The 26,603-nt window shown below is 60.2% G+C and carries 25 protein-coding genes; 10 read left to right on the top strand and 15 right to left on the bottom strand.

Annotation, left to right across the window (positions count from 1 at the left end; genetic code table 11):
* Positions 1–38 precede the first annotated feature (38 nt).
* Genes C8D77_RS02240 through C8D77_RS02255 form a run of 4 tightly spaced genes read left to right on the top strand, consistent with a single transcriptional unit; the run spans position 39 to position 4,339 of the window.
* Entirely contained in the window at positions 39–1,148 is a 1,110-nt protein-coding gene (locus C8D77_RS02240) for an ABC transporter ATP-binding protein (RefSeq protein WP_109658951.1), read from the top strand.
* Positions 1,149–1,150: 2 nt separating this feature from the next.
* Positions 1,151–2,014 carry an ABC transporter permease gene (locus tag C8D77_RS02245; protein WP_245951612.1) on the top strand — a complete coding sequence of 288 codons (864 nt, stop codon included), beginning with the start codon at positions 1,151–1,153 and terminating at the stop codon, positions 2,012–2,014.
* Between the two features lie 10 nt (positions 2,015–2,024).
* Positions 2,025–2,813, top strand: coding sequence for an ABC transporter permease (locus tag C8D77_RS02250; protein WP_109661174.1), 789 nt, complete (start codon positions 2,025–2,027; stop codon positions 2,811–2,813).
* Positions 2,814–2,833: 20 nt separating this feature from the next.
* Positions 2,834–4,339 carry an aldehyde dehydrogenase gene (locus tag C8D77_RS02255; protein ID WP_109658953.1) on the top strand — a complete coding sequence of 502 codons (1,506 nt, stop codon included), beginning with the start codon at positions 2,834–2,836 and terminating at the stop codon, positions 4,337–4,339.
* Between the two features lie 120 nt (positions 4,340–4,459).
* Here C8D77_RS02255 and C8D77_RS02260 read toward each other — a convergent pair whose 3' ends face one another.
* From C8D77_RS02260 to C8D77_RS02320, 13 genes are all read right to left on the bottom strand, one after another.
* Positions 4,460–5,194 (bottom strand): SDR family NAD(P)-dependent oxidoreductase, encoded by a 735-nt coding sequence (locus C8D77_RS02260; protein ID WP_109658954.1) that lies wholly within the window; start codon positions 5,192–5,194, stop codon positions 4,460–4,462.
* Between the two features lie 9 nt (positions 5,195–5,203).
* A complete protein-coding gene (locus C8D77_RS02265; protein ID WP_109658955.1) occupies positions 5,204–6,763 on the bottom strand; it encodes a sugar ABC transporter ATP-binding protein in 1,560 nt (519 codons plus the stop codon).
* 29 nt (positions 6,764–6,792) lie between these two features.
* Complete coding sequence (locus C8D77_RS02270) at positions 6,793–7,809, bottom strand: ABC transporter permease (RefSeq protein ID WP_210266355.1); 1,017 nt, start codon at positions 7,807–7,809, stop codon at positions 6,793–6,795.
* Positions 7,806–8,756, bottom strand: coding sequence for an ABC transporter permease (locus tag C8D77_RS02275; protein WP_109658956.1), 951 nt, complete (start codon positions 8,754–8,756; stop codon positions 7,806–7,808). Before C8D77_RS02275 ends, C8D77_RS02270 begins: the two co-directional genes overlap by 4 nt.
* A 90-nt stretch (positions 8,757–8,846) precedes the next feature.
* The gene (locus C8D77_RS02280) at positions 8,847–9,704 is read right to left on the bottom strand and encodes an amidohydrolase family protein (protein ID WP_109658957.1); all 858 of its coding nucleotides are present in this window, start codon (positions 9,702–9,704) and stop codon (positions 8,847–8,849) included.
* A 14-nt stretch (positions 9,705–9,718) separates the two neighbouring features.
* Positions 9,719–10,405 (bottom strand): GntR family transcriptional regulator, encoded by a 687-nt coding sequence (locus C8D77_RS02285; protein ID WP_109658958.1) that lies wholly within the window; start codon positions 10,403–10,405, stop codon positions 9,719–9,721.
* Positions 10,406–10,478: 73 nt separating this feature from the next.
* Entirely contained in the window at positions 10,479–11,231 is a 753-nt protein-coding gene (locus tag C8D77_RS02290; protein WP_109658959.1) for an SDR family NAD(P)-dependent oxidoreductase, read from the bottom strand.
* A gap of 54 nt (positions 11,232–11,285) precedes the next feature.
* Positions 11,286–12,284, bottom strand: a complete 999-nt coding sequence (locus C8D77_RS02295; RefSeq protein ID WP_170136655.1) for a sugar ABC transporter substrate-binding protein — start codon at positions 12,282–12,284, stop codon at positions 11,286–11,288.
* A gap of 91 nt (positions 12,285–12,375) precedes the next feature.
* On the bottom strand, positions 12,376–13,374 hold the full coding sequence (locus C8D77_RS02300) for a sugar ABC transporter substrate-binding protein (RefSeq protein WP_109658961.1): 999 nt from the start codon (positions 13,372–13,374) through the stop codon (positions 12,376–12,378).
* 75 nt (positions 13,375–13,449) lie between these two features.
* Complete coding sequence (locus tag C8D77_RS02305) at positions 13,450–14,235, bottom strand: SDR family NAD(P)-dependent oxidoreductase (protein ID WP_109658962.1); 786 nt, start codon at positions 14,233–14,235, stop codon at positions 13,450–13,452.
* Positions 14,232–14,738, bottom strand: a complete 507-nt coding sequence (locus C8D77_RS02310; protein ID WP_109658963.1) for a VOC family protein — start codon at positions 14,736–14,738, stop codon at positions 14,232–14,234. Before C8D77_RS02310 ends, C8D77_RS02305 begins: the two co-directional genes overlap by 4 nt.
* Before the next feature lie 40 nt (positions 14,739–14,778).
* Positions 14,779–15,804: an aldose epimerase family protein gene (locus C8D77_RS02315; protein WP_109658964.1), complete on the bottom strand. Its 1,026-nt coding sequence runs from the start codon at positions 15,802–15,804 to the stop codon at positions 14,779–14,781.
* A 29-nt stretch (positions 15,805–15,833) separates the two neighbouring features.
* Positions 15,834–16,673 (bottom strand): SDR family oxidoreductase, encoded by an 840-nt coding sequence (locus C8D77_RS02320; RefSeq protein ID WP_109658965.1) that lies wholly within the window; start codon positions 16,671–16,673, stop codon positions 15,834–15,836.
* Positions 16,674–16,838: 165 nt separating this feature from the next.
* Between C8D77_RS02320 and C8D77_RS02325 the strand changes: the two genes are divergently transcribed.
* Positions 16,839–18,851 carry an alpha-ketoacid dehydrogenase subunit alpha/beta gene (locus C8D77_RS02325; protein WP_210266356.1) on the top strand — a complete coding sequence of 671 codons (2,013 nt, stop codon included), beginning with the start codon at positions 16,839–16,841 and terminating at the stop codon, positions 18,849–18,851.
* 37 nt (positions 18,852–18,888) lie between these two features.
* Here C8D77_RS02325 and C8D77_RS02330 read toward each other — a convergent pair whose 3' ends face one another.
* Positions 18,889–19,692, bottom strand: a complete 804-nt coding sequence (locus tag C8D77_RS02330) for a shikimate dehydrogenase family protein (protein WP_109658966.1) — start codon at positions 19,690–19,692, stop codon at positions 18,889–18,891.
* Between the two features lie 89 nt (positions 19,693–19,781).
* Positions 19,782–20,534 (bottom strand): IclR family transcriptional regulator, encoded by a 753-nt coding sequence (locus tag C8D77_RS02335; RefSeq protein WP_109658967.1) that lies wholly within the window; start codon positions 20,532–20,534, stop codon positions 19,782–19,784.
* 411 nt (positions 20,535–20,945) lie between these two features.
* On the opposite strand from C8D77_RS02335, the gene C8D77_RS02340 reads away from it, so the two are divergent.
* Genes C8D77_RS02340 through C8D77_RS02360 form a run of 5 tightly spaced genes read left to right on the top strand, consistent with a single transcriptional unit; the run spans position 20,946 to position 26,597 of the window.
* Positions 20,946–22,028, top strand: coding sequence for an ABC transporter ATP-binding protein (locus C8D77_RS02340; RefSeq protein ID WP_170136657.1), 1,083 nt, complete (start codon positions 20,946–20,948; stop codon positions 22,026–22,028).
* Between the two features lie 29 nt (positions 22,029–22,057).
* On the top strand, positions 22,058–23,107 hold the full coding sequence (locus tag C8D77_RS02345) for an ABC transporter substrate-binding protein (protein ID WP_109658969.1): 1,050 nt from the start codon (positions 22,058–22,060) through the stop codon (positions 23,105–23,107).
* Between the two features lie 22 nt (positions 23,108–23,129).
* Positions 23,130–24,431: an ABC transporter permease gene (locus C8D77_RS02350; protein ID WP_109658970.1), complete on the top strand. Its 1,302-nt coding sequence runs from the start codon at positions 23,130–23,132 to the stop codon at positions 24,429–24,431.
* 2 nt (positions 24,432–24,433) lie between these two features.
* Entirely contained in the window at positions 24,434–25,234 is an 801-nt protein-coding gene (locus C8D77_RS02355) for an ABC transporter permease (RefSeq protein WP_109658971.1), read from the top strand.
* Positions 25,235–25,238: 4 nt separating this feature from the next.
* Complete coding sequence (locus C8D77_RS02360; RefSeq protein WP_109658972.1) at positions 25,239–26,597, top strand: NAD(P)/FAD-dependent oxidoreductase; 1,359 nt, start codon at positions 25,239–25,241, stop codon at positions 26,595–26,597.
* Positions 26,598–26,603: the final 6 nt, after the last annotated feature.

Consider the following 26,603-nt stretch of genomic DNA (forward strand, 5'->3'; position numbering starts at 1 on the left):
CTCGCCACTTACGAAACAATAAAAAGTCTGGGGAACCAATGACTTCCAAATCGATCGTGGCGCTTGAAGGCGTTGCGAAAACCTATGGCGCCTTCACCGCCCTGCATCCGACCGACCTCGCCATCGCGGAAGGCGAGTTCGTCACGCTGCTCGGCCCCTCCGGTTGCGGCAAGACGACGACCCTGAGGCTGATTGGCGGCTTTGAACAGGCGAGCGCCGGCCGCATCTCGATCTCCGGCCAGGATGTCACCGAGCGCGCGCCCTATCATCGTCCCGTCAACACGGTTTTCCAGGACTATGCGCTGTTTCCCAACATGAGCGTGTCCGACAACATCGGCTATGGCCTCTCCGTCAAATCGAACAATGTCCCCAAGGCGGAGCGGGCAAAGCGTGTCGGCGAAGCCGTGACTTTGGTAGGCTTGGAGGGGATGGCGCATCGCCGCCCCGGTGAACTGTCGGGTGGCCAACGTCAGCGCGTCGCAATGGCGAGAGCGATCGTGCGCCGGCCCCGAGTGCTGCTGCTGGACGAGCCGCTTTCGGCGCTCGACGTCAAGCTGCGCGAGGGCATGCAAGTCGAGCTCAAGCGCCTTCACCGCGAGCTTGGCATCACCTTCCTGATGGTAACCCATGACCAGACCGAGGCGCTCGCGCTTTCCGATCGCATCGTCGTCATGAACCAGGGGCGCATCTCCCAGATCGGCTCGCCGATCGAGCTCTATGACAATCCGGCCAATCCTTACGTGGCGGATTTCATTGGCGGGGCCAACCTCGTCCCGGCCGAACTGATCGGACGCGACGGCGACACGGCCGCGTTTCGCATCGGCAATGGCATGGTGGTGCGCTCCCGTCGGGCGACCGCGATGCGGGAACCTGGCAGAAGGATCACCCTTGGAATTCGACCGGAGCGCTTTGTCGCCGCGACGTCCGGAGCCACCAATTCGCTGGAATGCGTGATCAGGGAAAGCCTCTTCCATGGGGACCGCCTGCGTCTCGAACTGGGTCTGGACGGAATCACCATGCCTCTCTTCGCCGAGCTGCCCCGGACGGCCGTTTCATCTCCATCGGGGGTTGAACCTGGCAGCCACATTACCCTGCTGGTCGACCCGGACGACGTCATGGTCTTCAACGCGAAGGAAGACCAGGAATGACGTTGACGCGCCGCACGCTTGCAAGCTTCCTTGCCCTGTTCTCGCTGCCACTGGCATGGGTTCTTCTCCTTCTTGTGGTTCCCTATGCCATCATGATTTCCGTCGGTTTCTGGACCCGGCAATTTCCTCTCTTCCATCCGGATTTTCAGTTCGGCAACTACGTGCAGATCTTCTCCGACCCGCAATACACGACTGTGATTGTGAGGACGCTGAAGATCGCGACCTTCGTCACCTTGGGCGCCGTCATCCTGGGGTATCCGCTTGCTTATTTCCTGGTGTTCACCGTGAGATCGGCGGCACTTCGCAACCTTCTCTACATGTCGGTAATCGTGCCGCTCTGGGTGTCGTACCTGCTGCGCGCCTACACATGGAAGATCATTCTCGGCACTGACGGGGCGCTGAACTCGCTGCTGGTTTCAACTGGCATCGTCGATGCCCCACTCGACATCTTCCTCTATAATCAGACCGCCATGGTGATCACGCTGGTCTACATTTTCGTGCCTTTCATGGTGATGCCGCTGTTTACGGTTCTGGACAACATTCCAAGACGTCTGATCGAGGCATCAGAGGATCTGGGCGTCGGTCCCTTCATGACCTTCTGGAAGGTGATCTTTCCACTTTCTCTGGGCGGCGTCATCGCTGGCGCCACGATGACGTTTTGCCTGGCCTTCGGCGACTTCGTTGCCCCTGTCCTCGTGGGCGGTCCCAATGGAACGATGGTTGCCAACTTGCTCCAGACGCAGTTCGGGACGGCCCTCAACTGGCCGCTCGGATCCGCGCTGGCCACTGTGGTCCTGGCCCTTGTTTTGGTCCTTCTGCAGCTTTCGATGCGACTTGACCGTGCCGGTCGCGTCGATCTGGCATGAGGAGGCCGACGTGAATGCACTAAGATGGTGGCAAAAGGGCATGGTGGGCGTCAGCCTCGCGGTGCTCGCCTTTCTGTATCTGCCGATCGTCATCCTGGTCGTCTTTTCCTTCAACGACAGCAAGGTCACGTCCTTTCCCCTGGCTGGCTTCACGCTTCACTGGTACGAGGCGTTCCTCTCCAACGAACAGATGCTGCGCGCGCTGTCGAACAGCCTCGTGGTCGCCTCGTTCGCGACGGCGCTCAGCGTCGTCATCGGCGTGGCCGCCGCGCTCGCGCTCGACCGCTACGAGTTCCCCGGCAAGCGGCTTTTTCAGAACGCAATCCTGCTGCCGCTCAGCCTTCCAGGCATCGTCACGGGCATCGCCATGCTGAACTTCTACAAGCAGATCGGTATCCCACAAAGCCTGACGGCGGTGGTGATCGGTCACGCCACGGCGCTACTCGGCGTTGTCGTCTCACAAGTGATGGCGCGTCTCGCCAAGCTTAATCGCCGGCAGCTCGAGGCGTCCGCCGACCTGGGGGCGACCTCTGTCGAGACCTTCCGGCGCGTGACCCTCCCAGCCATCAGAAGTTCGATCTTCGGCTCCGCGCTGCTGTGCTTCACCCTGTCCTTCGACGAGATACCCGTCACCTATTTCTTGACCGGGCGCGAGGTCACGCTGCCGATCTACATCTATTCGACGCTGCGGCGCGGCATCACGCCCGAGATCAACGCCGTCGGAACAGTGATCGTCGCTGTGTCCTTCGTCCTCATCATCCTCTCGGTCACGCTGCTGCGCGACCGCCGTGAATCATAGTCCATTGAAGGGAGATCAGCATGGATGCCTCGACCTATACCCACGACTTCTGGCGGACCAAGGCCGGGTCGCTTGAATTCCGCACGCAGCACTTCATCGATGGAGCCTATGTTGGCTCCGTCGACGGACGAACCTTCCCGACGATCAACCCGGCGACCGGCGAGACGATCGCGGACGTCGCCCGCGGTGGCGAGGCCGAGATCGACCGTGCGGTGATCGCGGCTCGCAAGGCGTTCAAGTCAGGTGTGTGGTCGCGTATGGACCCACGCGGTCGGATGGCGGTACTTGAGAAATTCTCTGGCCTCATCGCATCCAATGCCGAGGAGTTCGCGATCCTTGACAGTCTCGACATGGGCAAACCCGTGATGGACATGATAAACATCGACATCCCCGGATCGGTCATGTCCCTGAAGTTCTTCTCCGAAACGATCGACAAGATCGAAGGCGCGGTGACCGCGACGACGGCCAGCGCGTTGCACTACATCCTCAGGCAGCCCCTGGGCGTGGTCGGCTTGATCGTGCCTTGGAACTATCCATTGATGATGGCGGCCTGGAAACTCGGCCCGGCCCTGGCGACCGGTAACTCCGTCGTTCTGAAGCCGGCTGAACAATCCCCATTGTCGGCAAACCTGCTTGCAGAACTCTTCATCGAAGCGGGCGGTCCTCCAGGCGTTCTCAATGTGGTCCACGGTCTTGGCGAGGAAGCGGGAAAGGCGCTCGCTCTTCACAACGACGTCGACAAGATCGGCTTCACGGGCTCCACGGAAGTCGGCAAGCTGCTGATGATCTACTCTGGACAGTCGAACATGAAGCGGGTCAGCACCGAATGTGGCGGCAAGACCCCGCAAATCATCCTCGGCGACTTCGACGATCTCGACACCGCCGTTACCTATGCCGTCAACGGTATCTATGGCAACCAGGGCGAGGTCTGCAACGCCGGATCGCGCATCCTGGTCGACAGGAGCATCCACGACGATTTCGTCGAACGGTTTGCCGCCCGCACCAAGCAGAGCTTCGTGCTCGGCGATCCGCTCGATCCATCGACCACCATTGGGCCACTCGTCACCGCATCGCACCAGAAGCGGGTGCTGAGCTACATCGACATCGGCCGGCAGGAAGGGGCTTCGCTGAGGTTCGGCGGGGGCACGCTGGCGTCCGCGCCATCGGGAGCCTATGTCGAGCCGACGCTGTTCACGGGCGTCAACAACAACATGCGGATCGCGCGCGAGGAAATCTTCGGGCCCGTAGCGACCATCATTCCCGTAGACGGGGCCGAGGACGCAATCGCAATCGCCAACGATTCCATCTACGGCCTGGCGGCATCCATATGGACACGCGACATTTCGAAAGCCCACACGTTCGCTCGTGACATCGAAGCCGGCGTCGTCTGGGTCAACTGCTTCGACCATGGCGACATGACTTCGATCTGGGGTGGGTACAAGCAGACCGGCAACGGGCGCGACAAGTGCCTCGAAGCGCTGTCACAGTACACGCAGACCAAGTCGGTGTGGGTAAACCTGGGCTGAGATATCGAAAGGCCGCCGTCGCCTGCGGGACGGAGCGGCCTTCTCGCCTTGGCTGAAATCGCAACGACTGAATGAAAACTGCCAACCGCGATCGTTTGTGGGCTGACCCAGACGGGGCGCTCAGGAACTCATGTACCAGCCGCCATTGATGTTGATCGTCTGCCCGGTGATGTAGCCGTTCCGTGCAAGGTTGACGGCAACCGAGGCGACTTCGTCCGGCTGGCCGAAACGACCAACGGGGATCAGCGTTGGTTTGATTGCAGGATTGTTCGTGATCATGTCCGTCTCGATCAACGCCGGAGCAAGGACATTGGCGGTGATGCCTTCCTTGGCAAGGGCGTTGGCGTAGTAGTGAGCGAGACCGATGAGACCAGCCTTGCTGGCGGCATAGTGGGGACCGATGATGCCGCCGGTTTGCGCAGCGATCGAAGAGATAAAGATGAGGCGGCCCCACTTGCGCCGCCGCATCTCCGGCAGCGCCGTTTGGGTGGTGTGGAAAGCGGGACTCAGGTTGACCTGAAGGGATCGCTCCCAATCTTGCCCTGATACCTGGTCGATCGTCCTGGAGGGATTGATCCCCGCATTGTTGACGAGCACGTCGATCGATCCCAGGGAAGCCCCCACCATCCGCACGAGTTCCGCGGCCCGCGCTGGATCGGAAAGATCGGCGCCGATGGCCACGGCCCTGCGGCCTTTGGCCTTTATCTCATCGACGACAGCGTCGGCGGATTGTTTGTCGGCATTGAAGTGAACTGCGACGTCGCACCCTTCATTGGCCAGACCAAGGGCGATTTCCCGGCCAAGGCCCCGCGAGCCGCCGGTAACAAGTGCGACCTTGGAAGTTAGATTGTCCATGCTGCTGCCTCAACCAATCAACAAATCTGCGAACCGCTCGGGCGGGTTCATGACACGCTCCACCAACATGTCCTCGGTGACGTGCTCTGCTGCAAGATCGCCGGTCACCTCGCCTTGGTAGATGGTGACGATCCTGTGGCTCAAACCAATGATCTCGGGCATTTCGGAGGAAATGAGGATGACCGCGAGGCCGCTCTCGGCGAGTTCGCCGATCAGGGCATGCACTTCTGCTTTCGCATTGACATCAATGCCCCGGGTCGGCTCGTCGAGGATCAGAAGCTTGGGCGCCGTCGCCATCCATTTGGCAAGAACGATCTTCTGCTGGTTTCCACCACTGAGCGTTCCGACACGGGTCTTGGCGGTAGACACTTTGATCTCGAGACGTTCGCGATACTTCTCGAAGATCGACTGTTCTTTGATCGTATCCATGAAGCCGAAGCGGACCAGCCGGCGCAACGACGCCATGCTGGTGTTGTCGCGCGCTCCCAATCCAAGGACCAAGCCCTGTTCCTTGCGGTCTTCCGGTACGAAGCCGATGCCAAGCCGCACGGCATCTTTGGGAGAGCTGATTTCCCGCAATTGGCCGCACCATGACAATTTGCCCGAAGTGATTTTGCGCAAGCCGAAAACCGCTTCCATGAGCTCTGATCGTCCGGCCCCGACGAGCCCGTACAAACCGACTATTTCTCCAGCGCGGATACTGAGATCGACGGTCTTTGCGGAGCCGCCCACACCGAAGCCCTCAAGGCGGAGAACTTCTTCGCCGATCCGGCGCCGCGCGCGATGAAAATAGCTGTCGAGCGAGCGACCGATCATGAGGCGCGTGATCTCGCGCTCTGTGATCTTTTCGCCAGATAGCGTGCCGGTGACCTTTCCGTCACGCAGGACCGTCACCCTGTCGGCAAGCGTCAGCACCTCTTTCATCTTGTGCGATATGTAGACGATGCCGACACCGCGCTTTTTCAAGCGGTCGATCGTGACGAAAAGTGCCTCGGCCTCCTGGTTGGTGAGCGCCCCTGTCGGTTCGTCGAAAATGACGACCGAGCAATTGAACGCCGTAGCCCTCGCGATCTCGACCATTTGCTGGCGCGCGAGCGACAGGTCGCCCACAATGGCATGCGCATCGAGATCGTACCCACAATCTTCAAGAACGTGTTCGGCATCGCGGTAGAGTTTTTTCGTATCGAGGCGGCCGCCCCGCAGCTTCGGGAAATCGCCGAGGAAGATATTTTCGGCAACGCTCAATTCCGGGACAAGCGAAATTTCTTGGTGGATGAGAAGGATGCCGCGACGCTTGGCATCCATGGGGCTGGCGAAAGTCACCGTTTCGCCGCGATAGCTTATCGTACCGCTGTCTTGCGGGAAACTTCCGGCCATGACGCGCATGAGCGTACTTTTACCGGCGCCGTTTTCGCCGCATAGTGCATGCACTTCGCCCGGCAGCACGTCGAACGTGACGTCCGAAAGCGCAATCACGCCCGGAAATGTCCTTCCGACGCCTTCGAGTGAAATGATCGCCCCCTGCGTTGCTTCGGGCTGCGATTGCAATGGTTGCGGCGCAATCGACATCTGAGAGCCTCCCTTGATTGGCGCGAGCGTCATTCGGCTGTCTTGCTTGCACGGTTGAGCTGTCTGTCCAGAACGAGCGCTGCGATCAGCGCCAACCCCATGATGCCCGGGATGTAGAAGGGGGCAACGTGAAGCATGTTGAGGCCGTTGCGCAGGATGGCCAGTGCCAGCACCGCCGCGAATGTTCCGATCAGGTCGCCCTTGCCGCCGCGCAGACGGGTGCCGCCGAGGACGACAGCGATCACTGCCCACAACTCATAATCCTTGCCGTAGCTGGGCGTGGCCGCTCCCAGGTTGGCCGCCATGGCGACCCCACATATCGCCGCCATCAATCCGCAGATGATGAAGTTGATCACGACATGCCGCGACACGGGAATCCCGGCATTTGTCGATGCCGATCGGCTTCCGCCAATGGCGTAGGTATTCCTGCCGTGCACGGTACGCCGAAGCATCCATTGGAAACACAACACGGCAGTCAGAAATATAAAGGGGATCAGCGTGACCGGGCCGACATGCAACATGGTGAGGTCGTACAGCTGTTCGTCGATCGCCGACAAGGAGGTGTCGCCGGCGTACAGGAACGCCAAACCCCTCGTGCCAATCATCCCAGCGAGCGTTATGATGAACGAGCTGACACCCAGGCGCTCAACGGCGAGCCCGTTCAGGAGGCCAAGACAGAGGCCGCTACCTAACGCTACGGCAATCGCGCCTGCCAACCCGATCTGCTCTTGCATGCCGATGACGAGACAAGACGAGAGGCCGACGACCGCCCCGACGCTGAGGTCGATGTTTCCACTGATGATGACGGGAGTGAGGCCGGTGGCAAGCAGACCGACCAGCGCGCACTGGAAGAGCACATTCGACAGGTTGTAGGCCGTCAGAAAGTGTGAGGTGGTCACGGAAAAGAAAATGAAGAGCCCCAGACCGAGCAGCCAGACGGGGTTTCGGGCCAGGTATCTCACGGATTCCACGAGCCTCATTCCTGCATGAGGGCCGTGCGCTGCCTCTTGCCGGCTGCTTGCCATTTTGATGTCCCCGATGCTCATGCGAGAACCCTACCGCGCCGGGAGGCTACGTCCGCCCATACGACACCGATAATCACGACCCACGAAACCAGCCACTGCACGTAATAAGGCAGGCCGATGAGCAGGAGCGCGTTTTGTATAAATCCCAACAGGACCACGCCAATAATGGTGCGGCCGATACCGCCGTCACCGCCGGCCAGGCTTGTCCCTCCGAGGATAACCGCCGACAGCACCTGCAGCTCGAGGCCTGAACCAGAGTTGTTTTGCGCTGCCATCACCCGTGAGCTGAAGACGATGGCCGCCATCCCCGTCAACGTGCCGGAAATCATATAGCAAGTGAAAAGCACCTGCCTGGCGGCTATGGATGAGAAGCGACTGGCGATCTCGTTGCCACCGACGGAGAAGACCTCCCTGCCGAACCGGGTCATTCCAAGCAGGATTGCGGTCAATGCCGCAAGCAGGAGAAAGATCAGCACCGGGATCGGGACGTCGAGCAGGTAGCCGCGGCCGATCACCGCGAACCACGTAGCCTCAGGCCGATCGATGAGGGCATTCTGTCCGCTCGTCCAAACGAGGGCGACCGCCTGGAGAACCGAAAGCATGCCAAGAGTGGCAATCAATGAGTTCAGCCGAAGGATCGCGACGAGGAACCCATTTATGCACCCGACCACCAAGCCGATGATGATCGGGACAGTGACCGCGGCGACGGGCGATATCTCGTCGTGAAGTGTGATTGCCACCACGGCGCAAAGCGACAGAAGCGAACCCACGGTCAGGTCCAGGCGGCCGGCTATGACCACGAATGTCACGCCAAGGGCAATTATCCCCGTCACGGATATCTGCCTCAGCATCTGGGTGATGTTGTCGAAGCTGAACAGGCCCGGCACCGTCGCGCCACCCGTCAGGAGGACCAGCACGGCTGCCGCGATCAGCAGCTGGCGCGCGGATGGCCGACCGATGTCTTTCATATGCTTCTCCCCGGCGACCGCGTCCCTTCAAGGTCCAAGCTGTTACATGTTATCACAGCATAAGGCAGTCGAATACGAGCCGCTATGTCGTTAGACGTTCAGTTTGTAGGTCTCGATGGCATTGTCGCGGTACAGCGCCCGCAGTTCAGAACCGCCGAGCTTCGACATGACCTGATCGACGGCATGGACCCAGCCCACATAGGACACGGCGTTGGTCGCCACGGGCCAGTCGCCGGCGAACATCAGACGCTTAGGCCCAAAGGCCTCCAGCGCGGTTGTCATGAACGGCTCGATATCCCTGACTGTCCAGTGCTCATGGTCCGCCTCCGTTGCAACGCCCGACAGTTTGCAAACGACGTTCCCGGATCGAGCAAGTTCCTTCATCTGGTCGGCCCATGGCCGAAAGCGCTGCTCCCGAATACCTGGCTTGCCGATGTGGTCGAGGACAAATCGCATCTCGGGAAACCGTCGCACCAACTTGATGGTGCTTTCCATCTGCCGGTAGGTGATGCAGATATCGAACGACCATCCGAATTCCGACAGCGCCTTTAGTCCGTCGATGAAATCGGGTCTCAGCGCGAAATCCGCGTCGGCTTCCTGCTGAAGCAGCCTTCGTACGCCCCGCACCAGTACGATGTCGCGCAACTTCTCTAGGTGGCTCCGAACGGCGTCTCCCTTGTGTATCGGCGCATGCGCGACGATCGCCCTGATGCGGTGGTCCTGCTGGGCGACGTCCGCCACCCATCTGGCTTCCGCCAGGGTGGCGGTTTCATCCACATCGCACTCCACGAACACCATTGCCTCGACCTCGACGTCCGCCCTTGCTTCGTCGAAGTCCTGCAAAGTGAAGCCTCGATTGAGTTTTCCCGCCGACTTCAACCATGACATATCGAGCAGGTCAGGGCGCCAGATGTGCAGGTGGCTGTCGATAATCGGAAACGAGGGCATGGCGATCCTCGACCTCAGGTGAGCCGGTTTTGTTGAAGGATATAGTCGCTGGCGCTGCGCAGGTCGGCGGCGAGGGCCGCTTTTGCCGAGTCTGCATCACGAACCTTCAGCGCAGCGATCATGGCTTCATGATGTTTGGTCGGGGTCTTGCTGGTGATCCTCTCGGATCCGGAGCGAACGTCCAGATTCAGGACCGGACCGATCTGCGTCCACAAACCCTCGATGATCTGGAGCAATGCTGGAAGTCGCGATGCCCTGTATAATGTGAAATGCAGGTTCTTGTTCAAGACAATCAACTTTGCCGGATCCGGTTGATGCAGGTCACATTCGGCATTGAACGCCGCGGAGAAGGCAGCGGCTTCCCCAAGTTCGGCTGCGGAAATTCGTTCGGCCGCATATTCGATAGCCATGCCTTCCATGCGGATGCGGATCTCGCGCAGTTCGATGAAGCGGCTTTTGCTCATCAACGGAACGCGGAACACACGATTGGGGAGGAGTTCGATGGCCTGATCGACCATCAGCTGGCGCAGTGCGTCCCTGACGGGCATCGGGCTCGTTCCAATCGCTGCCGCCAGCGTTCGAAGGGTCAGTTTCTCTCCAGGTGCGAACTGGCCCGCGATAAGCATCTCGCGCAGCTGGAGATAGACGCGCACCCCAAGCGTTTCGGTTTCAATCGGCACGATCGCTGAAAGTCCGCTCATGTCTTGCCTCTCCTGCTATTTCGGCTGTTCGACGTTATCACAGCGACTAGCCGCAGGGCATCCGCACTCCGCGTCAGTCCCCGCCGGTGCCTGTGCGAAAATCGAAACCGACGGTCAAGCCGCCATCAACGACCATGTTGGCGCCGGTGACGCCGGATGCCTCGTCGGACACGAGATAGACAATTGTGGACGCGACCTCGTCCGGGTCGAGTAAGCGTCCAATGGGATTGCGCTGCTCGCGAGCGCGCAAAAACATATCCGGGTTGCTGGCCGTCGCCAGATGGCGACGGAAAAAGGGGGTGTCGGTAACACCCGGCGACACGCAATTTGCGCGGATGCCCTGGCGGGCGTGGTCCATGGCAAGTGCCCGGGTAAACTGTAAAATCGCACCTTTGCTGGAGCAATAGGAAACCAGCCCTTGTTCGGCCATATAGGAATCGATGCTGCCGATCGTCACCACGCTGCCTCGCCCACGCTCTATCATTGCCGGAAGCACGCTGCGGACGGCGAAGACAAGGCCCATCAAGTTGACGCCGATCGTCTTCGCCCATGCGTCGTCCGAAAGCTCCAGGACGTTTCCGACTTCAAGATACGCAGCCGCCGTCACGAGAGCGGAAGGTTGCCAGTCCCGTCTTCTCAGCGTCTCGCCGACCCCTTGCCATGTCGAAGCCGCCGATACATCGCCCGATACCCATCCCAGGTTCTCGGTCTCCTGCGCGCCCGACATATCGACGCCAAGCACCTTGTAGCCCTTGCCGACCAGGCGACGCACCGTTGCTGCACCAATCCCGGAAGCCGCGCCCGTCACCACCGCAACATTACTCATGCTTTCCTCCAATTGCCCCGTGGGACCCTTTGCGAACCCGTTGGGAAGGTCCCCTCAAAATGTGGGACGCGGATACTGATCGATATTCTTTTGCGTAATCGAAGGCGATGCGAAGAACACCTGCTTGGGGACCTGCTTGCCCTCCACGATCTGGATCGCTGCCTGGATGGCGGCCTGCGCATCGGCGCTCGGCGATTGCAGGACCGATCCGTAATAGTTGCCGGCCTTGATCTCGTCATAGGCGGTGGCAAACAGCGTGCAATCGGTGAACTTGATCTTGCCCGGCTTGATCTTGCCTTCGGCGATCGCGGCTTTGACGGCGGCAAGCGCCCCGACGCCCATGTCGGAGTTGGCCGAATAAACCCCGTCGATCTTGTCCCCGTATTTGACCAGATAGGCTTCCATCACCGACTGGGCTTTCTCGCGCGACCAATCGCCCGGCTGTACGTCCAGGACCTTGATGACGGGATGCTGCTTGATGACGTCTAGAAAACCCTTCTCGCGCTCCTGGGTTACGGAGTAGCCCGGGAGGCCGTCGATGATCACGACGTTGCCCTTGCCGCCGATTGCCTCGACCATCATCTCGCCGGCGGCGTTTGCCTGTTTGACATCGTCGGGGCCGGAGAAGGTGTTGAAGTAATCGGCCGCCGACGGATCGGCCTGCGAGTTCGTGACGACGACAGGAATGCCGGCCTCCTTGGCCTTGCGCAGAGCAGGCACGATCGCCTTGCCGTTCACCGGCCACACGATCATGACGTCCGCCTGCTGCGCGATGAGATCCTGAACCTGGTCTGACTGCTTGACCGGGTCGATCTGCGCGTCGAGCACGATGGTCTTGACGCCGAGTTGCTTGGTGTAGGCGTTGAAGGTATCGAGATATGTCGCGACATAGCCGTTCACGCCCGAGCCCAGATTGGCGAAGCCGATTGTGATTTCACCGAGTGGCTTTGGAAGCGGGGAGGGAAGCCAATCCTGTTTGTCCTGCGCTGACGCGGCGCCGACAAGCATGGCCGACAGGGCGAAGCCAGTCGCGAGTGTTTTCAATGGTTTCATATCTTCCCTCCTGCTCTTGGCATAGCGGCAGACCATTCGTGCGCTGTGTCGATTGCCCCGGGACCCTTTGGAGATCCCGGGGGAGATCCACTCAAAACGTGGGACGCGGATAGTCAGCGATGTTCTTCTGCGTGATCGAAGGTGAAGCGAAGAAGAGCTGCTTGGGCAATTCCTTGCCCTCCGCGATCTGGATCGCGGCCTGGATGGCGGCCTGTGCATCGACGACTGGCGATTGCAAGACCGATCCGTAATAGTTGCCGGCCTTGATCTCGTCATAGGCGGCGGCAAACAGCGTGCAATCGGTGAACTTGATCTTGCCCGGCTTGATCTTGCCTTCGGCGATCGCGGCTTTGACGGCGGCAAGCGCCCCGACACCCATGTCGGAATCGGCGGAATAGACCCCGTCGATCTTGTCACCGTATTTGACCAGATAGGCTTCCATCACCGACTGGGCTTTTTCCCGCGACCAGTCGCCGGGCTGGATGTCCAGGACCTTGATGTCGGGATGCTGCTTGATGACGTCGAGAAAACCCTTTTCGCGTTCCTGGGCGACCGAGTAGCCCGGAAGGCCATCGATGACGACCACATTGCCCTTGCCTCCGAGCGCCTCGACCATCATCTCGCCGGCAGAGTTTGCCTGCTTGATATTGTCGGGACCGGAAAAGGTGTTGAAGTAATCGGCCGCCGACGGATCGGCCTGCGAGTTCGTGACGACGACAGGAATGCCGGCCTCCTTGGCCTTGCGCAGGGCGGGAACGATCGCCTTGCCGTTCACCGGCCACACGATCATGACGTCCGCCTGCTGCGCGATCAGATCCTGCACCTGGTCGGACTGCTTGGCGGGATCGACCTGAGCGTCGAGCACGATGGTCTTGACGCCGAGTTGCTTGGTGTAGGTGTTGAAGGTATCGAGATATGTCGCGACATAGCTGTTCACCCCGGAGCCGAGGTTGGCGAAACCGATGGTGATTTCACCGAGCGGCTTTGGAAGCGGCGAGGGAAGCCAATCCTGTTTGTCCTGCGCTGATGCGGCGCCCGCAAGCATGGCCGACAGGGCCAAACCTGCCGCGAGTGTTTTCAATAGATTCATGTCTTCCTCCTGTTTTGGTTGTTGGCTGCACGTGTTCGGGTCGAACTCGCTGGCTCCTCCCAGCCTCTCGCCGTCTCAGGACGTCCCCGCGGGTCCCGGTACGGTCACCGTCATTCCCCCGTCGAGCACGAGCGTCTGGCCGGTCAGGTAGGCGGATGCCTTGGAGGCAAGAAACACCATGGTGCCCCCAAGCTCCTCGGCTTCCGCCCAACGTCGCAGCGGTGTCCTGGAAATGACGGATTGGTAGAAATCCTGGTCGTCCAGGATCTGCCTGTTCATTTCGGTGAAGAAATATCCCGGGGCCACGGCGTTACTCGTGATGCCCTGCGGGCCGAATTCGGCAGCCAGCGACTTCGTCAGGCCGACAACGCCGTGTTTCGCAGCCACGTAAGTGGCTTGGCCGGCCCTGCCTATGGTCCCCATGATCGACGATAGGTTGATGATGCGGCCGTACCCGTTCTTCGCCATCACGGGAGCCACCGCTCCAGCCAGCAGCAGCATCGATACAAGGTCGACATTCAACAGCCTGCGGAATTCGTCACCGGTCGTGTCGACCAGCGGCTTGCGCAGTATCATCCCGGCGTTGTTGACGAGGATATCTATCCGCTCATGACGTGCGGCAATGTCCTTGACCAGAGATCGGATGCCCGGCTCGTCGGTGACATCCAGAAGCGCGGCCTCGGCCTTCAGCCCGTTCTCGAGGAATTTCGCGACTACGGCCTGGGTCACGGGGAGGTCAATGTCCGTCGCCACGACATGTGCTCCCGCGCTGGCGAGCGCTCGGGCGGTGGCGAGACCGAGGCCCCGCGATGCGCCGGTAACAAGCGCCACCCGACCAGTGAGATCGAAATCCTCGTTCATTGGCCAACCTTCTGCGTCAGCGCGATCGCCTGGTCGAAGCGCCAGGAAGGCGGCTGCATGAGCTCCAGCGTGTAGCCGTCGGGATCATGGAGGTAGCAGGTGAAGCCGCCCTTATTGATCCCGGCGGTGATCGCCACCGGTTCAGAGACGAACTCCACGCCGGCAGCCGACATCTTCTCGTACATCGCGTGAACGTCACGCGTTCCGAAGGCGAAGTGGGCGGCGCCGATGTTGCAGGGCTTGGTGTCGATCTTGACCCCCTTCGGCTGGATATACTCCATGAGTTCGATGATGTGCCCGGAGAGCCCGGCATCCAGTTCCGGCACCTTCAGAAGCACGGCCTTGAGGATCGCGCCTTCGATGCCGACCAGCTTCCTCGTGTATTCGTTGTCCTGGATCTGCGTGTGGATGACTTCGAGCCCCAAAAGGTCGGTATAGAAGGGCAACGTTCTTTCCATACTCTCCACCGTCCAGGAGGCGTGCCACATGGAACATACGGTCATGGTGATTTCACTCGCTTTCGCTTTGCACGGCGTTCGGCATCTAGGCGGCCGGCGCCGCGCTGAACCGGTATTCGATGGTTCGGGGACTGGCGGGATCCAGTTCCACCGTCGTCGCCACGCCGCGCCTGTTGATGGGATTGGAAGCCAGGCTCGCCCGTGTTCCAAGGTCGAACGCCCCGGTGAGCGGCTCGACGCCCACGCAGACATTCCTGCCGTTCCACGGCGCGTATGCGCGGCCGCGATTGCTCATCCAAAGAAGAAGCGAATTGAAATCGCCGGGATCCCAGGACAACCGGTATAAGACAGCCCTGCTTGCGTCGATGAGCTCCACCCGCCCGTCGATGCCGCAAAGTTCTACGATTTCCTCTGTGTCATGGGCGAACGGAAGCTGATCGAATGCTGCGGTGCCGCCTGCCGATAGGGGGACGCTGGCGAGGTCGTCGAAAACGGCACCCGGCAAGGCTCGCGACACTCCCGGCTCTGGACCCGCCGCATGCACGATGCCGAACTTGAATGCCCCGGGCTTGATCCGAAAAGCGCCTGACAGCTGAGGCAAGGCAAAATTGGGATGCAGGCCAATAGGGCGGGCGACGGCCCTGCGGGTCTCGATGGTCAGCGAGAAAGTCAGGTTCGGGCCGTTCCTGTCGGCGGTGACCTTGCGCACCAACCGCCGGATGGCGGAGGTCTGGGGATACTCCACCTCGATTTCGACGCTTTCTTCATCGCGGTGAACCAGGCGCCAATTCGCGACCGTGCAGTAGCCGTGCAGGAGGAAGTCGGTCGTATCGAGTTGGGCATCTGCCTCGGAGCGGCGCAGGCTCGGCTTCCATTCCTCCGTCACGCTCTCCTGCGGGTAGTCCGCGCCGAAAGGAACGCACGCGAACTCGCTCCTGAGATTTTCCAAGATAGGCGGGTCGGCCTTTATGCCTGGCGCGATCCAGGGCGCCTCGTAGAATGGCGCTACATCTTGACCGCCGACTTTCAACTTGACGCCCGCCAGCATTCCGCCCTTGGCGTGGACGTCGAATTTCCCGTGCGGCCAGTTTACTGTCCAAACCGTCGTCATTTCAAACCTCTGGAATTGGGCGCCGAAAGCTACGCCGCGGCGTGGTCAGGTACGCGAGCGGCTGGCTGCGGACCGCTATCCGAGCAGCCGAGCACGGATTGGTCGTAGTCAACCAGCGACCCGGTCATGATCCCGGAGTCCGGAGACACCAAAAAAACCGCCGCGCGTGCGATCTCGGCCGGATCAAGCAGGCGTCCAAACGGCAGTTTCGCGCCGGCTTCGGCCAGGAACCTGTCCGAGCCCGGGCCGATAACGGAAGCCATCATCGCGCGCTCGCCCGGAGAGTCCGTCCAGCCGATGTTAAGCCCGTTCACCCGGATGCGGTCGGGCAGCAGGGAGAAAGCCACGTTCCTGGTCAAAGTGGCGAGGGCGCCTTTCGACGCGCAATAGGGTGTGATGAAGCTCTGGCCGCCATGACCAGACATGCTGATCACGTTCAAGATCGAACCGCTCGTCTTTTCCCGGCGCATGATCTCGACTGCTTTCTGGATCAAAAAGAACGGCGCGCGCACATTGACGGCGAACAGACGATCAAAAGTCTCGGGAGAGGTATCGAGAATGCTGCCGCGACTTGTGTCGCCTGCCGCATTTACGAGGATGTCGACCCGTCCAAAAGCTTTGTCGGCGGCGTCGATGATCCGGGCGGCCGCATCGACCTCGGCCAGATCCGCTTGCACGAAGTAAGCGCGACAGCCTTTGGCGGTAAGATCGGCAGCCACGGCCTTTCCTCTGTCGCGTTGCCGGCCTGTGATCAGACATCCTGCGATGCCGCGGTCGGCCAAAAGGCGCGCGGTCTGCTCGCCCACACCCTGTGTGCCTCCCGTGACGACGGCGAAGCTTTCCCCCAGCGGGTGAGCCGTGAACGACATTGAACCCTCCCAGTCAACTCATTGCCTTACCTGATACACATTATCTGTTATCACAGCAAGGCTAAAAGATCGTCATATTTATCAACATATGATGATGGCATCCATATTTGACATTTCCAGGCTATTCAGTCATTCCTCCGAACGGACCCTAAGAAGGAGCAGGAGATGAACGTTAGCGTTGGCGTTAGCCGTCAGCCCTTGAAAGAGTTGGACATGAACTTCGCGCGGGAGATGTTCGCAAGAACCGCATTCATCAGGGCGTTCGAGGCCAAGGCGTGGGCTCTAACCCAGACCAATCCGCCACGCGTCATGGGATCGATGCATTTCTGCGCCGGGCAGGAGGCGGTGCCTCTCGGGGCCGTTGCCGGCCTCCAGGAGGAGGATCAACTCATTGCAACCTACCGCGGTCATGGCTGGGCGTTGGCCGCGGGCTTGGACCCGCATTCGGTCATGGCCGAGATATGCCAAAAGGCCGAGGGCCTGAATGGTGGGCGCGCGGGTTCGCCATACTTTATGGCGCCCGATACCCGGTTCATTGGTGAGAACTCGATTGTGGGGGCGGGGACCACGATGGCGTGCGGGGTGGCCCTGGCAAACCTGTCGCTCGGCAACGGCAGGATTGTCGTCGTCTCCATTGGCGACGGTGCGATGAACCAGGGGGCTTCACACGAGGCGTTCGCCTTCGCCGCCGCCAAGAAGTTGCCGGTCATTTTCGTGGTGGAGAACAATGGCTGGTCAGAGTTGACCGCGACGTCCGACATGTTTCTGGTGGAACGCCTCGCTCAACGTGCCAACGGCTACGGCATCCCGGCGGCGACCATCAACGGAGCCGATCCGATGATCGTGCGCGACAGCATTGCGCTCGCTGCCGCTCGTGCCCGCGCGGGCCAGGGGCCAAGCCTGCTCGAATGCCGCGTCCCGAGGCTATGGGGTCACTACAACAGGGACATCGAACACTACCGATCCAAGTCGGACAAGGCAGAGGCTGAAGCCCGCGATCCGCTTACCGAGTTGCGGGGGCGCCTTCTGGCCAGCGGTGTGCCGGCCGAGGACCTCGACCGCATAGTGGCTCTTCAGGACAAGCAGGTCGAGCACCTGGTCGAGACGGTGATGTCCTCGCGGGACCCCGATCCCAACTCAGCTCGCAGCAATGTGATCGCACCCCTCCTGACGGCAGGGCGGAAAATACCCAAGGTCGTTGAGACCAGGGAGATGACCTATATCGAAGCTGTCAATGCCGCGCTGCGGGCAGAACTCGAAAACGAACCTCGAACGTTGGTCTACGGCGAAGACGTCGGCAAAGGCGGCGGCATATTCGGCGCCAGCCGATATCTCCAAAGGGACTTTGGCGCGGATAGGGTCTTCGATACGCCAATCGCCGAGAATGCCATCCTCGGTTCAGCGGTCGGCGCGGCTTTGGCCGGAATGAAGCCGATCGTCGAGATCATGTGGGCCGACTTCATTTTTGTCGCCTTGGATCAACTGGTGAACCAGGCAGCGAACATCCGCTACATAACGGGCGGTAAGTCGTCGGTGCCTATGGTGGTGCGGACCCAGCAAGGAGCGACACCGGGCTCTTGCGCTCAACATTCGCAATCCATCGAGGCCATGCTCGCCCACGTCCCGGGCCTCAAGGTAGCCTTGGCCGCCACTGCCTCGGATGTCTATTCGCTGCTGCGCTCCGCCGCGGCCGACCCGGATCCTTGTGTCGTCATCGAATCCCGTTCTCTCTATCAAACCAAGTCGATGGTGGAACTGACAGATGGCGCCGAGGCCGTCGGCACGGCAAGGAAGCGCCGCGACGGGAAAGACGCAGTCATCTTGACCTGGGGAACGATGGTTGGGCCCTCGCTGGCGGCAGCGGAGGCCCTGTCGGCCGGCAAACTCGATGTGGGCGTGCTTGACCTTCGTTGGTTGAACCCGCTGGACGAGAAGGCCGTCGTCGACGCCGTCACCACGGCAAACGGCAAGGTTCTCATCGTTCACGAAGCGGTGAGGACGGGGGGCTTCGCCGGGGAAATCGCCATGCGCATTCGCGAGCTCGTTCCAAAAATGGACGTCAGAATTTCGCGGTTGACGACCCCAGATGTCAGAATGCCGTCGAGTCCCGTTCTGCAAAAGGCACTCTTGCCGAATCCAGAGACAATTGCAGCGGCCGCGAAAACGTTGGCGTCCTGAGGCCTGGTCAAACAGGGCCGTCGAGGAACCTTTGACGTCAGCCGGATTTGGCCATGAAGAAGTCGGACATGGCTTCGATCTGGCCGATCAGCATGCTGTCTCCTCGATGGATAGGCACGCCGGCTCTCAGCGCGGCTTGCAGCAGGGGCGTCGTCTGCGGCGCCATGACCACCTCGCAGACGACGCCAGACCGCCGCAGCACGTCCTCGCTGAAAGGCAAAGGGTCATCCTTCCTCATCCCCAGGGAGGTCCCGTTGACGAGCAGATCAAACGTGTCGTCGAGGGCCTGCCCGCCCTCGGCCAATACGTTGGCATGCGGAAAGGCTCGCAAAAGCTGATCACGCAGTTCCTCGGCGGCCTGTCTGTTGCGATTTTGGATGGAAAGTGAGCCAGCTCCCCTCGCGACCATCTCGAACGCGATCGCTCTGGCGGCGCCGCCGGCCCCGGCCAGGGCAACCGATTTGCCTTGCCATTGTATGCCCGCTGCCTCGAGACCCCTTATGAAACCCGGACCGTCGAGCATGTCGCCCTCCATCCGACCGTCCTCAAGACGTCGAACGACATTGACAGCCCCGATCGCGTGAGCGCGTTGCGTCACGACATCGCAAAGAGGGGCGATGGCCGACTTGTGAGGGATGGTCACCAGGAAGCCCGCAATGGAGGCGACACTCCTACAGGTGGAAAACACACAAGCCAGACGATCTCGGGGGACCTGAAAGGGTACCACCACTGCGTCGTACCCGCGCTCGACAAACCGCGCATTGAGCAGTGCGGGCGCCCTGACGTGCAGGACCGGATCGGCCAAAATGGGATAAAGCCTGGTCGTGCCTGAAATAGCCAATTGACCCTCCCTGAGACCCCGCAGATAGAAGCGGAAGGGAAGGCTATGTCAACATGTTACACTCACATCATTAGTTGATATCAACCTACTTACCGCTTCGCAATATCCTTGAGACGATCGACATAGCGATCAAGGTTATCATTGAACCGTTCGGATGGGGCCGACAGCCCTAGTACCATTTGCGAGGGCATTTTCCCGATCGGAACCGCGAGACAGGACAGCCCCGGAGCATATTCCTCGTTCTCGAACGCAAAACCGCGCTCGCGCGTCTGGGCGAGTTCCCCTTTAAAGACCTCCACATCGATGATGGTGTTTTGCGTCCGCTTTCTGAGTTCGTGTTTGGACAGATACTGATCCCGTTCGGATGGATGGACCATGGACAGAAGCATTTTTCCGCTGGCTCGCGCATGGGCATCACCTGTCGTGCCTTGGGCGATCTCTCCCGCACGAATTGGTGCCGTTCCGGTGGCTGTTGCCATCACCACGATCTCGCCGTCGATCCATCCGACGATGTAGGCGGTTTCACCTGTTATTTTGGCGGCCTGTTCGGCCAGCTCCGCCATCATGCCGGGCGCGGCCAACTGGCGTTTGAAGCCATCGGCGATGGAGGCGACACCGAAGCCCAGCGCATACGAGCTCCCACCAATCTTTCTCAGCATATCGGTTTCCACCAGTGTGTGGATCAAATGGTAGACTACCTGGCGGGGGATCGAGAGATCGTCACTTATCTGCTTCGCCGAGATGCCCGGGCCTCGTTGACGGGCAACGTGTTTCAAAATCTGCACGGTGCGCGCCGCCGTCTGCACACGCGGTTTGCCTGAGCGGGTGTAATTCGTATCCATGGTCGTCTGATCCTCGCAGCCTCGACATAGAGCTTATCACGGACGGCGCTCTCTTTGACAAACGGGGCAGTTCGGCCAGGGTTCGATCAAAGTCGAGGGTAATCGATTGTTCGACAACAGCGCCAGAAAGCGTGCAGCGGCGGCCCCAGCTTAATTTGGGGGTTCTGTGGCGGGGCGGAATCTGCAACGGCCGATGGTACGGGAAGCTGGTTGGGGTGCTCGACCAAGCCGCTGCCAAGGCTGACATGTGCATCGAGAAATGCTGCAACGCACAATTTCAATGCCAGACCGTAGCCGGTCAGAATTTTTGCATAGGGATTGACGCAAGCCAAACCAAGTGCTTCTATTCTCGATATTCAATAATGATTCTCAATAATCGAGAACGATGGAATGGGAGAAGGGCCTTCAGCCATGGTTCACCACCCGATGCATGTCGGCATGACCGGCATATCCAAAACCTATGATGGCCATAGCTTCGTGGTTCGCGATCTCAACCTTGAGATCACGAAGGGCGAATTCCTGACGCTTCTGGGTCCTTCGGGATCGGGCAAGACGACGACGCTGATGATGCTCGCCGGCTTCGAATATCCGTCAGGCGGTGAAATCACGCTCGACGGGCGGCCGATCCAGGACAAGCCGCCGGAAAAGCGGAACATCGGCATGGTGTTCCAGAACTATGCCCTCTTCCCGCATATGACGGTCGCCGAGAATGTTGGTTATTCGTTGCGGGTGCGCGGCTCCTCCAGGCAGCAGATCGCCACGCGCGTCGGCGACGCGCTGGCGATAGTCCAACTTTCGGACCTGGCGCAACGCAAGCCCACGGCCTTGTCGGGCGGTCAGCAACAAAGGGTCGCGCTGGCTCGAGCGCTCGTCTTCGAACCCAGCCTGGTGCTGATGGATGAGCCGCTCGGCGCCTTGGACAAGAAGCTGCGCGAGGATTTGCAGCTCGAAATCCGCCGGATCGCCGATCGGCTTGACCTGACAGTCGTCTATGTGACGCACGATCAGCACGAAGCGCTGACGATGTCCGACAGGATCGCCATTTTCAACGACGGCCGCATCCAGCAGATCGGTTCGGCGCAAGATATCTACGGCCATCCCGCGAGCCGCTTCGTGGCGGAGTTCGTTGGCGACAACAACTGCCTTGACGCGAAGGTCGTCTCGATCGAAGGCGACCTGGCGCGTGCAAGGCTTGCCGGCGGCCAGGAAATTTGGGCGCGCAGCAGCGTTCACACGAAGGTTGATCAACAGGCGACGATCGCCATCAGGCCGGAGAGCGTCCGCATCACCGGGCAGGACCGCGCCGCAACGCTCAGCGGGCAGGTCAGCGACATCATTTACTGCGGCGACCAGTTCCGGATCCACGTCGAACTGCCGGGCGGGGAACGGTTGATTGCGAAGAGTTCATCATCGTTGGGACTCCAGATGGAGATGGGCAGTCCCGTCCTTCTCGACTGGGAGCCCCGCGATGCCTGGGCGCTTGACGGCAGATAACACAACCGAAAATCCAGAGAGGACATCACATGCCACGAGCACGTTCATTCAAACAATCGTTCCTTGCCGGACTTGTCTTGATCGCGGTCAGTTTTCCAGCCCTGGCAGACGGCCTGACCGTCGTTTCCTGGGGTGGGGCTCTGCAGGAGGCACAGACAAAGGCATTTCTCGATCCTTATGCAAAAGCCAACAACATCACCGTCTCCCAGGACACCTGGAGCGGCGAACTGGCCAAGCTGCGCGCCATGGTCGATAGCGGCAATGTCGCCTGGGACGTCATCGACGTCGATCCGCAAACAGGGGCGACCGCCTGCGACCAGGGATTGCTTGAGAAGATTGGTGCTGACGCGGCCTTCAAGTCCGCGGGTCTCGTTGATGGCGCCCTTACCGATTGCGCGGTGGGAACGAGCGTCTACGCCACGATCCTGGCGTTTCAGAAACAGGCGTTCCCGCAGGCCCCTACCAAATTGACCGACATTTTCGACACCAAAACCTTCCCCGGCAAACGCGGTGTGCGCAAGAGTCCGGTGGACACGCTCGAACTCGCCCTGCTCGCCGACGGTGTCGCGGCGTCGGACGTCTATACCACGCTCGCAACGCCCGCCGGCGTTGACAGAGCCTTCAAGAAGCTCGACACGATCAAGAAGGACATCGTCTGGTGGGAGGCCGGCGCCCAACCGCCGCAGTTGCTCAAATCCGGCGAGGTGAAGATGGCGCTGGCCTGGAACGGCCGCATCGCGGACGCCAACGCCAAGGAAAATGCCGATCTTGGGATCGCCTGGACCAATCAGATCCGTGGCTTTGACATGTGGGTTATCCCATCCGGGTCGAAGAACCTTGCAGCCGCCAAGCAGTTCGTGGCCTTCAGCGTCAAGCCGGATGTCAACGCCACCTTGAGCACCTACATCGCATACGGTCCGACCGTAAAGGCGGCCAGCGCTCTGGTTGCCAAGGACGTGCTGCCGAACTTGCCGTCTGCCCCGCAAAACAGCGAGGGCGCCTTGGCCCAGGACGGCGCATTTTGGGCCAAAAACGGTGACGCGCTGAACGCCCGCTTCTCCAGCTGGATTTCCCAGTAAGTCGAGTGGTGGGAGTTCTCGCATGACACTACCGTACGGTGACGTGGGCCTGATGATGACGCAGAATGATACCCCTGCTGCCAAGGCCGCGGCACCGTCGGTTCGGGTCGTTCGCTCATCGATCAGGAGCGACAGCCACCGAAGGGCAGTTCGGGCTGCGCTTCCGGCGGCGCCGCTCCTGATTTTTCTGCTTGTGTTCCTGGTGATCCCGATAGGTTCGATCGTTCATACGGCGGTATCGGATGGGGAAATCGCCAGAGCCCTGCCGCTGACAACGCAGGCGCTTCAGGCCTGGGACGGAGATGATGTGCCGCTCAGCGCCGTCTACATGACATTTGGTCAGGAGCTCGAGGCCGCGGGACATGCTGGGTCAGTACGCCCGCTAAGCCGTCGGGTGGGTTACGAATTGTCGCGCGGGGCGAACATCATCCTTGGTGCCCAGCGGATACTCTCCGAGGATTTCGACCGCGCCGACCCACAGGCCTGGAAGGCCCAGTTGATCAAGGCGGACCCGGCCTGGGGACAGAGCGGTGTCTGGAGCATCTTCAAGCACTATAATGGTCGCTACAGCGCCTTCTATTTGCGCTGGGCGACAGGCTTTCCTGTAAAGATCGAAGCCGATGGTCGGTTGTCTCAGGAAACGAGTTATGATTTCCGGTCGATCTATCTAAGGACGATCCTGATTAGCCTTGTTGTGACGGGGCTTACGATCTTGATCGGATACCCAGTCGCCTATGTCATAGCCAATGCCAGTGGGCGCACAGCCGCAGTCCTCCTGTTCTTCATTCTCCTGCCGTTCTGGACCTCGCTGCTCGTGCGAACAATGTCGTGGATCGTCTTCCTTCAGACCAACGGCGTTCTCAACGCCACGCTGGCTGGAACGGGACTAATATCAGAGCCGCTGCCCCTCCTTTACACGCGCCTGGCGACCATTATCGCGATGATCCAGATCCAGTTGCCGTTCACGGTCTTGCCCATGATCAGCGTGATGCGGGCGATCCCGACGAACCAGGTCAAGGCCGCTCGGAACCTTGGGGCAGGGCCACTCCGGGCCCATGCAACTATTTTTCTGCCGCAGGCGGTTCCAGGCATTGCCGCCGGCGGACTTCTCACCTTCGTACTGTGCCTTGGCTTTTATCTGACGCCCGCATTGGTGGGTGGACCGTCCGATCAGATGGTGAGCTTCTTCATTGCCAGGTTTACCAATGAGGATCTGAATTGGGGGCTTGCCTCGGCCCTTAGCGTCATACTCATCTTGGGGGCCGGCCTCGTTGCTCTGCCCCTTGCGCGACATGTCGCGCGTCACTCATCGGATCGGATATGAACATGGGCCGCCGCGTCTACACTGAGTTTCCCGCCTACATTCGTATGCCGCTTTATGGATTTGTTGGGATCGCACTTCTCTTGCTGATGCTGCCGCTGGCGGTCGCTCTCCCAATTTCGCTCAATGCCGATCCCTGGTTTACATACCCATTCCGTGCGTTGTCTCTTCGCTGGTTCGCGGAGCTTTTTTCCTCGCCCTTGTGGACCGGAGCAATGGTCAACAGCCTGGTGATTGCAATTTCGACCACGGTGGTCGCCACGACTCTGGGCACGCTCGCGGCGATCGGGCTTGTCAATCCACGGTTCCCTTTCCGCACCGCCGTGATGGCGCTTGCGATTTCACCGATGATCGTTCCTGTCGTCGTGCTGGGCCTTGGGCTGTTCATCTTCTTTTCGCCGCTCGGTCTCAACTATTCCTACGCCGGTGTCGTTATTGCACACACGATTTTGGCTTCGCCCTTTGTTGTCATCACCGTGACGGCCACGCTGACGCGCTTCGACTTCAACCTGATGCGGGCCGCGGCAGGTCTCGGCGCCGGCCGCCTGACGGCATTTCGAACCGTGATGCTTCCAATCATCGCGCCGGGCGTCGCGGCGGGCGCGGTCTTCGCCTTCGCCTCGTCATTCGACGAAGTGGTAATGGTCTTGTTTATTGCCGGACCTGAGCAGCGCACGCTTCCAAAGCAAATGTTCACGGGACTGCGTGAACAGCTCGATCCGACGATCCTCGCCGCCGCCACGGTGATGATCGTACTGACGAGTTGCCTGATGGCTATTGCCTACAACGTCAATAAGAATAGGTAACGTAATGCTGCACATCATGTCGCAAGACACAGGCAAGATCGGTGCGTTGCAGACCGGATTGTTCGCGAACGATTATCGCGAGGAACCCTATTGGTGGTCGGCGGCGCCGCTGCCTTCGGCCGACGAAAACAACGAACCGGCCGGCCTTGGCGGTAGGGCTGATGTCGTCATCGTTGGCGGCGGCATCACGGGCCTAGTGGCAGCGATTTATCTGGCGCGCGCGGGTTGTGACGTTGCTGTTGTCGATGCGCAGAGGATCGGCGAGGGCGCTGCACGCCGCAATGCCGGCTTTGTTGGCCGCACGCTGAAGCGGTCCGTCGAATGGCTGGCGCAAAAGTCGGGGCGCGAGCACGCGTTGAAAGTTTATCGTGAGCTTGACGCCGCCATGCGTGGTGTTCAGGCCTTCGTCGAGCGCGAGGGCATCGAATGCCACTACCAGACCTGCGGCCGCTTCATTGCCGCCAATTCGACGGCTCATTTTCGAGCCTTGATCGCCGAACTTGAACAGACCCGACAGGCCGTCGGGTTCGATTATTCCGTGGTCGAGAAACATGACGTTCATGCAGAAATCGCCTCCGACAGCTACCATGGCGGCGCGGTCATTCCAGATCTCGGTTCAATTCATCCCGGGCTTTATCACGCGGGCCTTGTCCGCAAGGCGCTCGATGCTGGTGTCAGGCTGTATCCTCTCACCAATGTCGTGGGCATCGATCACACTGCGAATGAGAAGACCGTTCGAACGTCAAGAGGCGACATTGCTGCCCCTCATGTCATTGTCGCCACCAATGGATATACGAGCCGCGACCTCAGGTGGCTTGCAAGGCGGGTAATTCCTTTCCGTGGTTTTGTCATTGCAACCGAGCTGTTGCCACCTGAAACAATCGACAAGGTGATACCGCGCCGCCGCACCTATCTCGACACCAGGATGAACATCGATTTTATTCGCACCGCACCTGATTCGAGCCGCATTCTGTTTGGCGGCATGACTGGTACAGCGAGCCCGACGGCGACGCCGCTCGCAGGCGCGCTCCGCGATCGCCTTGTGAGAATCCTGCCTGACCTCAAGGGTGTCCGCCTCAGCCGTGCATGGACCGGGCACTGCGCGGGAACTTTCGATTTCATGCCCCATATCGGCACGAAGGACGGCGTGCACTTTGCCCTCGGCTACAACTTTGCCGGCATTCCTCTTGGAACACATTTTGGGGAGAAGCTTGCTGCCCGAATTCTTCAACGGGGAGACATGTCTTCGGCCTTCGACGTCGAAAAATTTCCTACGGTGCCATTCTTTAACGGCTCGCCGTGGTTCGTGCCCTTGGCTATGCGCTATTTCGACTGGCATGATGATCGAATCGCAAAGGGCTAGAGCGCA

The sequence above is a fragment of the Mesorhizobium loti genome, assembly GCF_003148495.1.
In the GTDB taxonomy this organism is placed as follows: domain Bacteria; phylum Pseudomonadota; class Alphaproteobacteria; order Rhizobiales; family Rhizobiaceae; genus Mesorhizobium; species Mesorhizobium loti.